This is a genomic window from Blautia sp. HA3515 (genome assembly GCF_059933065.1).
This window is the reverse complement of record NZ_JAYFUY010000073.1, coordinates 1-14,896: the sequence shown is the minus strand read 5'-3', so window position 1 is coordinate 14,896 and position 14,896 is coordinate 1. Positions and strand designations below refer to the sequence as shown.

20 protein-coding genes and 1 pseudogene are annotated in these 14,896 nt (G+C 42.1%); 1 reads left to right on the top strand and 20 read right to left on the bottom strand.

Translation table 11 applies throughout. The features are described 5' to 3' along the window. Positions 1 to 84: 84 nt before the first annotated feature. The 20 genes and pseudogenes from tsf to R1Y93_RS06025 all read right to left on the bottom strand — a co-directional run bounded on the left by tsf (position 85) and on the right by R1Y93_RS06025 (position 14,085). The gene (gene tsf, locus R1Y93_RS06120) at positions 85 to 1,023 is read right to left on the bottom strand and encodes a translation elongation factor Ts (protein WP_500822084.1); all 939 of its coding nucleotides are present in this window, start codon (positions 1,021 to 1,023) and stop codon (positions 85 to 87) included. A 55-nt stretch (positions 1,024 to 1,078) separates the two neighbouring features. Further along, positions 1,079 to 1,834: a 30S ribosomal protein S2 gene (rpsB, locus tag R1Y93_RS06115; protein WP_158422230.1), complete on the bottom strand. Its 756-nt coding sequence runs from the start codon at positions 1,832 to 1,834 to the stop codon at positions 1,079 to 1,081. Between the two features lie 203 nt (positions 1,835 to 2,037). Continuing rightward, positions 2,038 to 2,745: a pseudouridine synthase gene (locus R1Y93_RS06110; protein WP_500822083.1), complete on the bottom strand. Its 708-nt coding sequence runs from the start codon at positions 2,743 to 2,745 to the stop codon at positions 2,038 to 2,040. A 30-nt stretch (positions 2,746 to 2,775) separates the two neighbouring features. Beyond that, entirely contained in the window at positions 2,776 to 3,600 is an 825-nt protein-coding gene (locus tag R1Y93_RS06105; RefSeq protein ID WP_500822082.1) for a DUF6449 domain-containing protein, read from the bottom strand. Between the two features lie 15 nt (positions 3,601 to 3,615). Continuing rightward, on the bottom strand, positions 3,616 to 4,524 hold the full coding sequence (locus tag R1Y93_RS06100) for a hypothetical protein (protein WP_500822081.1): 909 nt from the start codon (positions 4,522 to 4,524) through the stop codon (positions 3,616 to 3,618). After that, positions 4,451 to 4,978: a hypothetical protein gene (locus R1Y93_RS06095; protein WP_500822080.1), complete on the bottom strand. Its 528-nt coding sequence runs from the start codon at positions 4,976 to 4,978 to the stop codon at positions 4,451 to 4,453. Before R1Y93_RS06095 ends, R1Y93_RS06100 begins: the two co-directional genes overlap by 74 nt. Beyond that, positions 4,953 to 5,855 (bottom strand): ABC transporter ATP-binding protein, encoded by a 903-nt coding sequence (locus tag R1Y93_RS06090; RefSeq protein WP_158422234.1) that lies wholly within the window; start codon positions 5,853 to 5,855, stop codon positions 4,953 to 4,955. The genes R1Y93_RS06095 and R1Y93_RS06090 overlap by 26 nt, the downstream gene beginning before the upstream one ends. Continuing rightward, complete coding sequence (locus tag R1Y93_RS06085; RefSeq protein ID WP_500822079.1) at positions 5,852 to 6,223, bottom strand: GntR family transcriptional regulator; 372 nt, start codon at positions 6,221 to 6,223, stop codon at positions 5,852 to 5,854. The genes R1Y93_RS06090 and R1Y93_RS06085 overlap by 4 nt, the downstream gene beginning before the upstream one ends. A gap of 362 nt (positions 6,224 to 6,585) precedes the next feature. Continuing rightward, positions 6,586 to 7,407, bottom strand: a complete 822-nt coding sequence (locus R1Y93_RS06080) for a CPBP family intramembrane glutamic endopeptidase (RefSeq protein ID WP_500822078.1) — start codon at positions 7,405 to 7,407, stop codon at positions 6,586 to 6,588. 20 nt (positions 7,408 to 7,427) lie between these two features. Beyond that, positions 7,428 to 8,006: an HAD hydrolase-like protein gene (locus R1Y93_RS06075; RefSeq protein WP_500822077.1), complete on the bottom strand. Its 579-nt coding sequence runs from the start codon at positions 8,004 to 8,006 to the stop codon at positions 7,428 to 7,430. Positions 8,007 to 8,211: 205 nt separating this feature from the next. Beyond that, a complete protein-coding gene (locus R1Y93_RS06070) occupies positions 8,212 to 9,018 on the bottom strand; it encodes a hypothetical protein (protein WP_500822076.1) in 807 nt (268 codons plus the stop codon). After that, a complete protein-coding gene (locus R1Y93_RS06065) occupies positions 8,987 to 9,199 on the bottom strand; it encodes a hypothetical protein (protein ID WP_500822075.1) in 213 nt (70 codons plus the stop codon). The genes R1Y93_RS06070 and R1Y93_RS06065 overlap by 32 nt, the downstream gene beginning before the upstream one ends. Continuing rightward, the gene (locus R1Y93_RS06060; RefSeq protein ID WP_500822074.1) at positions 9,196 to 9,345 is read right to left on the bottom strand and encodes a hypothetical protein; all 150 of its coding nucleotides are present in this window, start codon (positions 9,343 to 9,345) and stop codon (positions 9,196 to 9,198) included. Before R1Y93_RS06060 ends, R1Y93_RS06065 begins: the two co-directional genes overlap by 4 nt. Positions 9,346 to 9,370: 25 nt before the next feature. Next, positions 9,371 to 9,550, bottom strand: coding sequence for a hypothetical protein (locus R1Y93_RS06055; protein ID WP_500822073.1), 180 nt, complete (start codon positions 9,548 to 9,550; stop codon positions 9,371 to 9,373). A gap of 25 nt (positions 9,551 to 9,575) precedes the next feature. After that, positions 9,576 to 10,226 carry a serine/threonine protein kinase gene (locus R1Y93_RS06050; RefSeq protein ID WP_500822072.1) on the bottom strand — a complete coding sequence of 217 codons (651 nt, stop codon included), beginning with the start codon at positions 10,224 to 10,226 and terminating at the stop codon, positions 9,576 to 9,578. Between the two features lie 418 nt (positions 10,227 to 10,644). Then, positions 10,645 to 12,412: pseudogene (argS, locus tag R1Y93_RS06045) on the bottom strand (arginine--tRNA ligase). Between the two features lie 11 nt (positions 12,413 to 12,423). After that, positions 12,424 to 12,648, bottom strand: a complete 225-nt coding sequence (locus R1Y93_RS06040) for a hypothetical protein (RefSeq protein WP_500822071.1) — start codon at positions 12,646 to 12,648, stop codon at positions 12,424 to 12,426. Further along, positions 12,599 to 13,177, bottom strand: a complete 579-nt coding sequence (locus R1Y93_RS06035) for a hypothetical protein (protein WP_500822070.1) — start codon at positions 13,175 to 13,177, stop codon at positions 12,599 to 12,601. Before R1Y93_RS06035 ends, R1Y93_RS06040 begins: the two co-directional genes overlap by 50 nt. Before the next feature lie 95 nt (positions 13,178 to 13,272). Continuing rightward, positions 13,273 to 13,758, bottom strand: a complete 486-nt coding sequence (locus R1Y93_RS06030) for a hypothetical protein (protein WP_500822069.1) — start codon at positions 13,756 to 13,758, stop codon at positions 13,273 to 13,275. Positions 13,759 to 13,848: 90 nt separating this feature from the next. Next, complete coding sequence (locus R1Y93_RS06025) at positions 13,849 to 14,085, bottom strand: hypothetical protein (protein WP_500822068.1); 237 nt, start codon at positions 14,083 to 14,085, stop codon at positions 13,849 to 13,851. Positions 14,086 to 14,454: 369 nt separating this feature from the next. On the opposite strand from R1Y93_RS06025, the gene R1Y93_RS06020 reads away from it, so the two are divergent. Continuing rightward, positions 14,455 to 14,896, top strand: a 442-nt coding sequence (locus tag R1Y93_RS06020; RefSeq protein WP_500822067.1) for a lactate utilization protein, incomplete at its 3' end; no start/stop codon positions are given.

Below are 14,896 nucleotides of genomic sequence, written 5' to 3'. Positions count from 1 at the left end.
CCTCATAATCACTAGAAAATAAAGTGTTTATGAGGGTTTCAGAGCCTCTATAAATTCTGATTCAGTTTACAATCGAAACTTCGCTTAAGCGTTCATCTGTTTTGCAACTTCCTCTGCAAAGTTCTCTTCTTTCTTCTCAATACCTTCACCGGTCTCGTAACGAACAAAGCTCTTGATTGTGATCTTAGCGCCGTTCTCTTTAGCAACCTGTGCTACATAGTTACCAACGGTCTGCTTTCCATCCTCTGCTTTTACGTATACCTGGTCAAGAAGGCAGATCTCTTTCAGCTCTTTCTTGATACGTCCCTGGATCATTCCCTGGATAACCTTCTCAGGCTTCTGGGATTCCTTCGGGTCGTTCTGGATCTGAGCCAGAAGAATCTCTTTCTCATGCTCGATATAGTCAGCGCTTACTTCGCTGTCGCTTGTGTAAAGCGGTTTAAGAGCTGCAACCTGCATTGCAACATTCTTAGCCATTTCTTTGATGGCATCGTTAACAACATCTGTCTCAACATCAACAAGAACGCCGATCTTGCCACCCATGTGAATGTAGGAAGCAACGAAACCATTGTCCTCTTTTACCTGAGCGAATCTACGGATGTTCATGTTCTCACCGATAACAGCGATCTGAGCTGCAAGAGCTTCTTTTACAGATTTTGTGGTATCAAGTGTCCATGGCTCTGCCAGGAAAGCATCGATATCAGCAGCTTCTGTATTCAGTGCCTGTGCTGCAACATCAGCAACGTAGCCCTGGAATTTCTCATTCTTTGCAACAAAGTCTGTCTCGGCATTAACCTCAACAACAACTGCTTTCTTACCATCCTCTGCAACAAGAGCCTTGCAAAGACCCTCTGCTGCAACACGGCTTGCCTTTTTCTGAGCGGTAGCAAGACCTTTCTCGCGAAGGAACTCTACTGCTTTATCCATATCGCCTTCTGTAGCTGTAAGTGCCTTCTTACAATCCATCATGCCGGCGCCGGTCATTTCTCTTAACTCTTTTACCTGTGCTGCTGTAATAGCCATTGTATTTTCCTCCTGTTATTCGATCATCTGTCTCTGCCGTTCCCCGGCCTGACAATTATTCCTCTGTTGCTGCTTCCTCAGCTGCAAACTCCTCAGACTCTGCCTGGATCTCTCCGTCAACATCTGCCTGTCCCTGATTAGCCTCGATAACAGCGTCTGCCATCTTGGAAACGATTAATTTGACAGCACGGATAGCATCATCATTACCTGGAATTACATAGTCAAGTTCTTCCGGATCACAGTTTGTATCGCAGATACCGATCAGCGGGATTCCTAATGTATGTGCTTCCTGAATGCAGATTCTTTCTTTCTTCGGGTCAACTACGAAGATTGCATCCGGGATTCTTTTCATCTCTTTGATACCGCCAAGGTTCTTCTGTAATTTATCAAGTTCTTTTCTTAAAGCGATAACTTCTTTCTTTGGAAGAACATCAAATGTTCCATCAGACTCCATTGTCTCGATCTCTTTCAGTCTTGCAATACGGCTCTGGATAGTCTTGAAGTTGGTAAGCATACCACCTAACCATCTCTCGTTTACATAGAACTGTCCGCAACGCTCAGCCTCAGTCTTGATCGCATCCTGAGCCTGTTTCTTTGTACCAACGAACAGAATGTTTCCGCCATTAGCTACGATATCAGCAACTGCATTGTATGCATCATCAACCATGCCTACAGACTGCTGTAAGTCAATGATATAGATACCGTTTCTCTCTGTGTAGATGTACGGAGCCATTTTAGGGTTCCATCTTCTTGTCTGATGTCCGAAATGAACACCTGCTTCCAAAAGCTGTTTCATTGAAATAACGCTCATTGTTGTAATCTCCTTTTTTGGTTTTTTCTTCCGCACAGGTCGCCTTCCGTCCGGACCCAACCACACACCGTAGGGCACCATCCATGAGAATCACCGTGCGTGTTTTATTTTAACAACCGTTGTATTATAACATAAGAAAAACGCCGGTGTAAAGAGGTTTTTTCAAGAATTTATGATATTTTCCCCCTGCTTTTACCCTGTTTTCACAGTCTTTTGATGATTTTGCGTTCTTCTGTAGTAAGCATACGCCACTGGCCGATGGGAAGATCTTCTGGAAGAACCAGTCCACCCATGGAAAGACGTTTCAGGTATACCACTGTTTTGCCTACTGCTTCCATCATCCGCTTTACCTGATGAAACTTCCCTTCACGGATAGTCAGAAGAATCTCTGAGTATTCCCCGTCTGTATTCAGGATTTCCAGTTTTGCCGGCATGGTAAGCTTCGCTTCCCCAATGTCCACACCATTTTTTACAGCCTCCTGGTCCTCTTTTGTGACCACTCCTTTCACTTTTGCATAATAGGTTTTATCCACGTGTTTTGCCGGAGAAAGCAGCTCATGTGCCAGTGCTCCGTCATCTGTGATCAGAAGCAGGCCTTCTGTATCCTTGTCCAGTCGTCCTACCGGAAAAAGATTTCTCCTTGCGATCTTCGGAAGCAGATCCATAACGGTTTTATCTTTTGAATCTTCTGTAGCGCTGATATAACCAGCCGGTTTATTCAGAATGTAATATAAGAAATCCGGTGCTTCCGTCTGCTCCTTTCCATCCAGCAAAACTCTGTCCAGATCCGGGCTGATCTTCTGTTCCGGACCGGATGCTGGCTGATCATTCACCAGCACCCTGCCTTTTTGTATCATTTTTTTGACTTCACTGCGGGTTCCTGCCCCTGCATCTGCAAGGAAACGATCCAAACGTACTTGTGTTTTTCAGACTTTTTATTTTTACTCATAAATATCCATTACCTCAGTATCTGTTGTATCTTCCAGATTTGTTGTCAGATCAGTACTGTCCTCGCTTTCATTCTCCCCCAGGATACCCTCCTGGGCACGCTCCTGATCTAATAAGATAAATTCCGGTATTTTCTCTCCCGGACGGATAGCCCATCCCTCTACAGCCTCTTTACCGCGGATGTTTAATGTAAGGTCTGCCCATGGAGAATTAAATGTTTCCCATTCCGGAACCAGTTCCGGTGGAATCAGTATATTCTTTAATTCTGTCAATTCTTCTTTTCCTGTATACTGTACCGGATCAGATAAAACGGTGGCATCTTCTGAAAGGTCAAATACCACATCAGCACTTTCAACATCAACATCCTGAAGGGATATTGAAAGATCCTCCTCTTCTTCAAGAAGCGCCAGACTACGGCTGAACTGGGGGAACATATAGACCATGCCTCCTGCACCGCTTAAAAATTCTCTTCCATCCGGCACCATATTATCAGGGGTTCTCTCCTGGGGAATCTGTCCAAAGCTCAGATAAAGTTTTCCGCAAGGCTGTCCTGTCAGAACTTCTGCATCCGCCTCCAGGATGTCCTGGCGCAATGCCTCCAGAAACTCTGTTCTTTTTTCTTTGTCCCTTTCCCATAGTGTAGTATAAACACCATCTCCGAATATACCGGTAATACTGAACAGATACTTAGAATCAATGTTCAGAATGGAATACCTGTCTTTTTTATAGTCGCCTTCCCGGTATGCTGCCTGTAAAATATCCTTGAGGATCTGACTGTCTATAATATAATTCCGGTAAATGGTTGTACCGGACTTCATGGTAAACCCGAAGGTTTACCAGTTCTCCTGGCTTCTTTCCAAGTCTGCTTTACCAACATTATTCTTTATATTTTTATAAGTACGATCTGCTGCTTTTTTCACTGCCTGCAGCAGATCCTCAGAATTCCCCAGATCGATCATGGCCTCCACGTTATTAGTGCCTATCACATAACGGCCATCCGCTTTTTCTTCAGCATAATCGCTGGACTCCATATTAACGCCATTCCAACTGATCATTTCCACTTGTCCGCTTTTCGGAAAATACCTGTCATACCTGATTATATCTGTTTTAAATCCTGCTGCCATCAGCATTGCCAAAACCCCACAAAGGATCAATTGTATCCAATGGGTATATATTTTCCGAAAATCCATCTGATAAACGATCTCAAGAAGACTATAGGACAATATGACTCCTACCAGCAACCCAAAGATCTCCCAGGCCTCCCTGGATGAGGTGTTTTCCGGAAACAGTGAAAAGAACAGTCCGGTTCCAAGGCCAGTGGGGATCACCACCAGAATGCGGATCACCACTTGGGTAAAAGGATAGATCAAAGCTTCACCAGTTCGTTCAGATGGTCTTTTTATGTAAGCAAAAAAGGACGCAGCTGTCAAAACCAGCACCACACACAAAACCGGAAGCAGAAATCCTTTCAGTTCACCCTGGCTGTATTTATCTACCAGTTCATTTCCCAGAAAAAGCGGAGATACATCTCTTTTTAAAACTTTACACACTCCGTATAGCATTCGGGCATAGGTTCTGAAATAAGTTTCTTCATATCCTGTGATCAGACTTGAAAGCACAGATCCATACAGAAAAACTCCAACAAAGCAAAGTCCGCCCATAAGAAAATTACCAGTAATACAGATTACCAGTACAATAGCAAAATATACCAGCAGATAACAGATCAAATGAATCAGAAACATATAAAATGCCAGCTTCATTAGATGCAAGCTGAAACACCCTCGCATTGCGCCAATACATACTGTAAGAAATTCCATCAGCAAATATGGTCCTGCAAAGAATATGATCCCTGTAAACATTCTGGAAAAGAACATTCTGGATCTTCTCACAGGAACTGGAATGGTAAAAATCCACTTTCTTTGATGAATAAAGATACCAGAATTCACTGATGCTGTTCAGCAATGCGGCAATCACTGTAATTGCAAATCCCGTTCTGAGGAACCCGTCTTTCCACAGGTTTTCATAAAGGATCTGGATCTGATCGTAGGTGTAATTCATGCCAAACCAATTACCCATCATCAGAAGTTCGGCTACAGGAAAAGCCAGAAAAAAACCGATCAGCAGGATCACAGGGATCCATACTTGCTCTTTTATATTCATTTTAATCTGTTTACCAGAATATATTTTTAATTTCATAGCCTGCAACCTCCGTTTCACTGATGAAAATTTCTTCCAGGGTTAAAGGCAAAATCTCACAGAAAAGCGGTTTTTTTGCCTGGATCCTTTCCATAATTTCTGTGCGTGTTCCCCTTGCTGTGATCAGAAGAAGCGATCCCTGATGCTGGATACTCAATACGTCCAGTTCTTTCGCCAGTTCTTTTTCTTTCTGCGAATCGGAAAGGACACATTGAACTTTATGTATATGGAATTTCAGTTCTTCAAGATCCTGTGACAAAAGAATCCCGCCCTGGTGCAGAAGCCCTACATGATCACAGATATCTTCTAATTCCCGCAAATTATGGGAAGCGATCACCGGTGAAAAATCCCGGTTCATGATCTCTGCTGCAAATAGGCTTTTGACCGCCTGCCGCATCACCGGATCCAGTCCGTCGAAGGTCTCATCACACAACATGTACTTAGTACCTGCAGCAATCCCCAGGATCACAAGCAATTGTTTCTTCATTCCTTTTGAAAACCTGTTGATCTTTCCTCTTTCATCCAGATGAAACTGCTTCATCAGCTTCTCATACTTCTGCATCCGAAATGAAGGATAGACATTTTTGTAATAAACAGCCATCTCTCTTGGTGTAAAATTAGCCGGAAAATAACTGTCATCTGCAATATAAAAAATACTGCTTTTTGCTTTCTCATTTTCATAAACATCTGTACCATCTACCAGAATGTTCCCTTCATCCCCACGTATGATCCCTGCCATCATACGCAGCAAGGTACTTTTCCCGGCTCCATTGCTTCCCACCAGACCAAAGACTTCTCTGTTTCCGATCTGAAGGGATACCTTATTGACAGCCTGAAGCATGCCAAATTTCTTGCTGCATTGATTCACTTCTATCATTTTATTCCCTCCTTGTAACAGACCCGAACCAATTCTGTCAATTCTTCTTCGTCATAGCCTAGCGTCTGTCCTTTATAAATCAGTTCCCGCATCTCTTGGGTATAAGCCTTCCTGCTGATCCGCCTGATACTGGTACTGTCTGCAATAAAATTCCCCTTTCCTTTTACAGGATAGACCAGTCCTTCCTGCTCCAGCTGCATATAAGCCCTCTGGATCGTATTAGGATTAATGGACAGTTCCATAGCAAGCTGCCGCACAGATGGAAGACGGCTTCCTGCCTTTAGCGCCCCGCTTAAAATGAGCTGTCTGAATCTTTCTGTGACCTGTTCATAGATTGGCCGCCGGTCATGATAATCAAGTACGATCATAGGCAACTCCTTTCTATTACATATTAACTCTCACTACTGATACCGATTCTGTTGCAGGTGTGTTAATCGTCTTAATACACTTATGATACCATTCTGTCATGCCCAATACAAGGCTTCGCCTTATTAAAATTTCATAAAAAAAATCTAAAAAAACATTTCCAAAAGGAACACCACTGTCACCAAATATTTACTGTAAAAGGATCTTTACTGTAAAGAAATCTTCAAAGTAAAAATAGCTGCCAGATATGTACTCTAAAACATACCTGACAGCAATTCTATCACCTGTCGATCCGGGAATCTACTTCTCTTTTACAAGTCTGTTTTCTCTTTTGTTTTACATTCCTGCAGCGTTCGGATATTCTCTATATCTCTCTTATCCTATTTCGTCCTGTATATTTCTTATAAAAATATCGCATTCCAAAAACAGTCAGAAGCAACAATCCTAGAGCCAGCATGCCCCATGCCATGATTCTTTCCTCATTTTCCATAATATAGGCTGCTGCAGATCCACTTATAAGACTCCAGATATTGGCTCCCATATGAAGAAATACACTTCCCCATAAGCTGCCGCTCCACTCCAGAAGGAGTGCAAACACGGTACCAAGAATGCTGGCATAAATACCCTGTACCAGATTGCCATGATAAATCCCGAACATAACGCCTGATATTATAGCAGCTGTGATCAGACGCAGATTATCACGAAATCTTAGGAATATCAGCCACCGGAAGATGGCTTCCTCTGCCAGAGGAGCCACAATACCGATCCACAGGATCATTGAGAGCAAAGTCTTCCCTCCAGTCATCCTTTCCACGGTATTCTGATATTTCATGCTGGCATCAGACCCCATAAGGAGAATATTTACAATCATGTTAATGTACTGAGCAAGGGCGCCTCCCATGAAGAACAGTAAAATACCTTCCCAAAATCCAAGCTTTCTTGTTCTTTTTTCCTTAAGGATTCCTCCATACTTTCTCGCTGCCAGGTCTTTTTTATAGAAAAACAAAGTAGGAATCAAAGCCAGAAGACCAGTAAGGCCGGTAAGCATCATTACCTGCCCATAATAAGCATCTTTATTTCCCCCGTTTCGTAATACAAGGAAATACAAGCCTGCATAAGCCACGATCTGTGATATCCCGAAATGAATCCCCATAGGATAAATTACTCTCCAGATTTGTGCAGGCATTTTTTGTTTCCTGCGGGGGCTTAGCCGAAAAAATCCAGAATCTCTTCTGCAGAGCCTGCAATTTTCAAAGGTTCTGCTTTTGTCAGTTCTTCCACGGAACCATAGCCATAAGATACTGCAAGACAGTCAATCCCTGTCTCTCTTGCTCCTAACACATCGTATTCCCTGTCTCCAACAAGGATCACCTGATCTCTGTGATTCTCCAGATGAAAGCGCCGCAGCACTTCTTCCACAACCTGAGACTTTTTGGACCTTCCGCCATTCAGTTCGCTTCCCACCATCTGATCAAAATATACATCCAGTTCAAAATGCTCCAGTACCTGCTTTACGAAATATTCAGGCTTAGAAGAGGCAACTCCCAGAAGATATCCTTTCTTTTTCAGCTGCACCAGCATATCCTTGATCCCCGGATATACTTTATTTTCAAAAACACCTATTGGTGCATATCTTTCTCTGTAATAAGTCACTCCCTGCCGTGCAGCTTCTTCATCAACGCCTGCATATTCCATAAATTCTTCCATCAATGGAGGGCCTACAAACACCCGTAATTTTTCCAGATCATCTTCCGGCTTTCCCAGCTTTTCCAGTGCATACTGCACACTTTTTCATGATTCCTTCCCCAGAATCTGTTAATGTTCCATCCAGATCAAATAAAATGGCTTTGTACATATGTTCCTCCGTTAGTATTTCATACATTTATTAACAGACATGATTATACCATTCTTTCTCTACATTTCCAACAGATAAGTTAAGGCAGCTGATACAGATAAGCTGCTTAGACATGTTCCCCAGATATTTAATTCTTTAGTCGCATGTAAAAATCCAGGGTTCCATGCCTCTGACCTGTCCATCTTCAAGAAAGAATCGTACTTCTACTTTGTTTTTTCCCTGTTCCGGTCTGTCTTCCAGCACTATACGGCTCCCTTCCCTGTTCCATTTGCATTCCTTTCCGTTTAACCGTACAGACAAGATCTGATAGATGTTCAGCCTGGTTACAGTAAGATATAGAATGTCCTTTTTGCCTGCCTGTTTCTTATGAAAAAATGTCATATCTTTTGTTCTTTGGAAATTCACAGCCCGATCCTGCTCTTTTGCTTTTTGTCTTTCTTCCTGACTGATATAAGCTTTTGGTTCCGCTCCCTCTTCAACGATTTTTTCAGTTTCTTTTGATTCTTTTGATGCTTTTGATTCTGGTATTTTTCGTTCTTCTGATTTTTCTTCTGGTAGTCTCTGTATCGATAATTGCTGCTTGTGAGCTGGCTGTGCACTGTCCTGTCCATCATTTTCCTGATGATCACTTCTCTGGTTAATACTGTTTTGATTGTTACTGTCCCGATTGTTATTGCCCTGATCGTTATTACTCTGATTATTACTGCCCTGATTGTTATTACCCTGATTGTTACTGTCCTGATCATTACTATTTTGCTGATTGCTTTGTTGCGGATTCTTTTGCTGCAGATTCTCTTGCTGCAGATTCTTTTGCTGCGGATTCTTTTGCTGTATACTTTCTGCTGTGGATGAAAATATATCCTCACTTTCTCCAACAGAATTTTCTATCTTATTGCTTTGGGAAAATGATTCATTTTCCGGTTCTGCAGTGCTTCCTGGCATCCGTCTCTTTCTCCCATCCAGAAGTGCTTTCCTGCCAGTTGTCTGGTAATGACCAGTTTTCCCCTTCCGAAACACTTACATCAAAGCCTCCCAGATCTTCTGCCTTTATCCAGGCTGTACCAAACATTTTCACCAGAAATATTATTGCAGCTGCGCTTAACCATATCCTGTAGCTTTTCATTTACTTCCACTCTCCTGTCTCTTTTCTGATTCCAAAAGTTCCAGCAGTTCCTCATTTGCCCGGAGCATTTGCAGTACATGCTCCTGCTCATCTTTCTTTGTATATAATGTAAGCATTTCCTGCAGCTGATCTATAACTTTATTCACTGTTTCCGCCCTTTTGTTCCTGGTTTCATTTTCGAAAATCCATCTGATAATATACATCTGTTACCTGTGTTAATCGTTCTCTGAACTCTGGGATTTCCGATTCCCCAGTCAGCAAAATTCCAAAAGCAGCAAGTCCAAGGACTGTAATACCAGCTACTGCCATAGCATATCTGCCTTTTCCTTTTTTCTTTTGGATTCTCTTCAATACTTTTTCCACTTCCTGCATATTTTTATATCTGTAGATTTCTTTTTTTTCTGCAGCAGCGAAAAAGGAACCATAGAAACAACGGATCATACATGATATATTTCGCCAGATTCGCAGTAAGCAATGCCTGTAATGTTTTCCCCAGGGTAAAAATATCGCTTTTTTCACAGATCTGTCCCTTCATCTGCTCTGGCGAAGCATAACCCATGGTTCCCCAGCACTCTTTCTGCTGCCTGCTGTAGCCCTGGACAGCACTTCCAAAATCCACCAGATACAGCTTCCCGTTCTCTGTCAGCATCAGGTTCCCAGGCTTCAGATCCCCGTAATATACAGGTGGCTTCCGACTATGCAGATATCCCAACACCTGTGCGATCATGATGCCAAATGACAAAAGCTCTTCCTCTGAAAAATGACGTCCGTCTTTTATCCAATCTTCCAGCGATTTTCCCTGTATAAATTCCATCACAAGATAGCAATAGTCTTCTTTTTCAATATAATCGATCATCCTTGGCATATATGGATGTTCCAACAGCCGCAAAAGCTTTGCCTCTTTCTTATGTGAAACAGGTATTTCCTTAACTGCCCACAAGCAGCCAAGTTCCAGATCCCGTGCCAGATAGAGGGTTCCTTCCCCTCCGGCACGGATCTGCTCAAGAATACAATATCTTCCCTTCAAAATAAGTCCTGTAAGTCTTATATCAGTCACTTCCTTTACAATGATAAAAAGAAACTATTCAGTATGCAGCATCCCATAAGGAAATTGCGGTGAAATACCGGATATGATGTATTAGTACATTGTTTTCGATGTACAGTCTTGTCAGATATGATATATAGAAGCGGGAGTCTTCTCCACTGAGATAAATATAGCATAAATCTGCCGCCTGAAAAAGCAGCTTTACAGATATTTAAGAAAAATACAGAAGTATAAAATTCCTAATAAAAATAGAAAAAAATACAGTAAAAATATCCTTCGCATGCAGGATTCAAGTCGAGCAGCAAGATATTTTTACTGTATTTCAGATGTCATTACTGTACTTTAGATTTCTTTACGGATTTTTTAAATTCCAGATCCCCAACATAAAACCAATACGGCTTTACATCTTATCCGGCGCTGTAAATCCAAGAAGGTCAATGCTTGTCTCCAGAACTCTTTTGGCCAGTGTGATCAAACGGATATATGACTGCTTCCGCATCGGATCTTCTTCGCTTAAGATCTTTGTCTCATGGTAAAAGCTGTTAAAAGCATTGGATACCTCATAAATATAAGCACAGATCTTATGAGGTGCCTTCTCTTCAAACGCATTTTCAATAGTCGCCCCAAATCCAGCAAGCTGAAGCATCAAATTCTTCTCACTGATGCCCACTGCCGGAAGTAAGGTACCTGCCTCAAGATCTCCTCCGTTTTCTTTAAAACGGCTGAGAATGGATTTGATACGTACAATCGTATACAAAATATATGGACCTGTATTTCCCTCAAAAGAAGTAAACCGGTCAATATCAAAAATATAATCCTTGGTAGCCTGATTGGACAAATCTCCATATTTGATAGCAGAAAGTCCAACAATCTTTGCAGTTTCCTGGGCATCTTTATCCTTTACACTGCGGTTCTCCACGATCTTGTGGAACATTTCTTCATCAATCTCAGAAATCAGGTTCTCCAGACGCATAACTCCGCCTTCTCTTGTCTTGAAAGGCTTGCCGTCTTTGCCGTTCATAGTACCAAATCCAAGGAAAGAAAGCTTTGTATCTTCCTTTACCAGTCCGGTCTTTCTGGCACACCGGAATACCTGTATAAAGTGAAGTTCCTGACGTTTGTCAACTACATAAAGGATCTCATCCGGATTAAACAGCTTCATACGCTCTACAATCGTTGCCAGGTCAGTAGTTGTATAAAGGGACGCACCGTCTGACTTCAGAAGAATACATGGTGGAATCTCCTTAGTATCGGATTCTTCTTTTACATCCACAACAAGAGCACCCTGATCCTCATAAGCATATCCTTCATCCTTCATGTGCTGAACCATCTCCGGAATGTAAGGCTGTGCATCTGATTCTTTTTTCCACAGGTCAAAAGAAACATCCAGATTAGCGTAATTTCTCTTCAGGTCTGTTACAGAAACATTCAGGATATGATTCCATAATGCAGCATACCCGGGATTGCCTTGCTGAAGAAGATGGGTAGCTTCTCCAGAGCCTCCTTACGATACTCTTCATCTTCTTTTGATTTGGCGCTTGCACAAGGATAGATCTCCTCCAGTTCGCCAATGGTAAACGGTGCCTCAGATGGATATTCTCCTGTATAAGTCTCATCAAAATAAACAAGCTCCGGCTGTCTGTGCTTCAGTTCAGTGATGATCAGTCCCATCTGAAGTCCCCAGTCTCCCAGATGCACATCTCCGATCATCTTATGCCCTACAAAACGGCAATCCTCTGAATGCTCTCACCAATGATCGCAGAACGAAGATGACCTACATGAAGAGGCTTTGCCACATTTGGTCCGCCATAATCAATAATGATGGTCTTTGGCTGCTCAGCTGTATTTACAGAAAGTTTTTCATGGGCAGCCATTTCATTCAGCCAGGAAGCCAAATAGCTTTCATCAAGCTTCAGGTTAATAAATCCTGGCTTTACTACTTCCACCATAGAAAAAATCCTGCTGTCTTTTAACTGGGCAGCTACCTGATCTGCAATGATAAATGGTGCTTTTTTGTATGCCTTAGCACCAGCCATTGCACCGTTACACTGATATTCGCACAGATCCGGACGGCTGGATACTGTTACCCTTCCATATGCCGGATCATAGCCTGCTTTTTCAAATGCTGCGGAAAGCTCTTCCGCCATTAATTCCATAATTTTTTTCATTTTCTAACTCCTTATAACGCTATATGAAGAATCGGTGAAAGCTTGTAAACGCCATAAGGCACACCATAATTGGCACTGTAATTTTTTGCTTCAGCGAACAAAGGATCGTATGCAAGGCCTCCGATCTCTGTCCATGCATGTCCGCTTCCGTTTCTTCCTGTACTGTCTACACATACGTAAACATTATTATATCCAATAGCTTTTGCCAGGTATGCAAAAGCTGCTGCATCTGACATACAATTGCCACAGGCCTCTCTGGAAATGATCCATAGCATAAACTGCCGGCCATCCACTGAAATTGCTGAATGTACGCCAGGTCCAGTATGGCTTCTTGATCACCCAGTCAAAGCAAACCTTCAGTTTCTGTGCAGACGTCATAGATGAATTCGTGATCTGTGCGACAATCTCCTTCGCAGTCTGAAGAGTGGCAAAATCCTGTGCTTCTACATCTGACATCTTCTTTCCATTGGCGTAATAATACCTGCTTCCCAGCTTCTTGACTTGAAGAACTCCTTTGTCATTCAGATAATACACCTTATTCTTGATCTTCTGAGTTCCTGTCAGCATAACTCCCCGTTTACTGAAAAGATAGGTTTTGTTGCGGATTTTTTTCAGTCCGGTAAGGTATTTCCCATTTTTATAGTATCTTTTTCTTCCGCTTGGAAATGTATACCAGCCATTTACCGGCTTCTTTGCCTTGGCAACTGTTGTAGTTTTCTTTGCAGCAGCTTTAACCGGCTGTGCAGTCTGGGTACCGGCAAGCAAAATGCCGAAAAGCAGACAGAATGCCAGAATCAGGCCTTTTGCAAAGTTCTCTTTTCTTCATGCTCATCTTGCTCCTCTATCATTCATCAATAAAATTACTTTGCAGACACACCAAGTACAATGGTCTTTCCTGTGCCGCTGAATTTAAAAAATATCTGCAAAATAATTGTCATAATAATAATACATCTCTGTACCATCACCATAACAGGTATTTTCCAGTACCTGGTCGTCTTCGGATTACCGATCAGTGAAAGTAATGTGGATGCTTCCTTCTCATATCCTGCTGCTGCCCGAAGCTTTTTGGAAAGACTTGCATTATAAACGCCATTTTTACCAAAGACATAGAATTTGCCGCCTTTTACCCATGTACCTTTTACCATATTTCCATTTAAATTAAATCCATAGTACTTGCCTTTGATCTTCTTAACGGCGATCTCAGCAGTGCCATAAGACTTCTTGCCTGCATAAGCAGCACCATTCGCTCCGAAATAATAACGGTATGTATAAGTCTTTTTGCCTTTTTTCAGCTTTACATTACAGAAAGTGTTGGTTCTTGCCCTGCCAGAGACTGTTAAATCCATAGTATTTTCCGCGAATCTTCTTAACCAGTGTTTTCTGCTGAGGAGTTGCAGCATAAGCAGCTCCGTTAGCTCCGAAATAATAACGATAAGTCACAGACTGACCATTACTATTAGTGGTGGTAACATTCTGCCAGCCCTTCTGCATCTTTCCCATCTACATAATAGTAATATTTGCCGTTCTCTCTTCACAAGACCTTTTAAAACATCAGTATCCTGTACCGAGGTCTCTGCCGCTGCAACAGAATAAACAGGCATACTGCAAACCGCTGGGGCCTCAACCATAAACAGACTTAATACACCGGCAAGTGCCATTTTCCATTTTCTCATTGTACATTCCTCTCCTTGCTAAAATAAATCTTTTTGTTTCAATTCACAATCGGTATTAAAAAATACCTTGATTAGTTTACTCTTTATTATACCCTGCATTCCTGCCTGTGGCAATTGTTTTATTTTCACTTATATTATTTTTCCATTATTCCATAATTGTCCATAATTTTAAATTTTTGTTTGGACTTTTATTTTTGCTTTAATTTTTATTTGTGCTGTTTTATTGTCAGGTATTTTACTTAAAACCGGTTCATGTTATAATCTGTTTGTAGCTGTTCAGCACCACAAAACACCTGGCAGGATACTTTTTACTGAATAGTTACATCTGTTCATTTTTCATGACAAATCCAACAATCAGGAGGGCTGACAATGTCTTATGTAAGCGAACACCACAAACTTGTGGCAGAAACACTAAAGAAGAACTTTTCCAAACGTGGAATGGATGCATATTACTGCGGAACCGCCGAAGAGGCAAAGGCGCAGATCCTGTCCATGATCCCTGAAGGTGCATCTGTTACCTGGGGCGGCACTGAATCCATGAATGAAGCTGGTGTCTGTCAGGCTGTTGAAGACGGAAACTATGATTTTATCGACAGAAAAAACGCTGCTACTCCTGAGGAAGCTCGTGCACTGTACGGAAAGATCGTATGTGCAGATTATTTCCTCACAAGTACCAACGCATTCACCAAAGCCGGAGAACTGGTTAATATTGATGGTGCAAGCAACCGTGTAGCATGTATTGCCCATGGTCCGGAGCATGTGATCGTCTTAGCCAGCATGAATAAGCTGTGCGATAACGTAGAGGATGCTA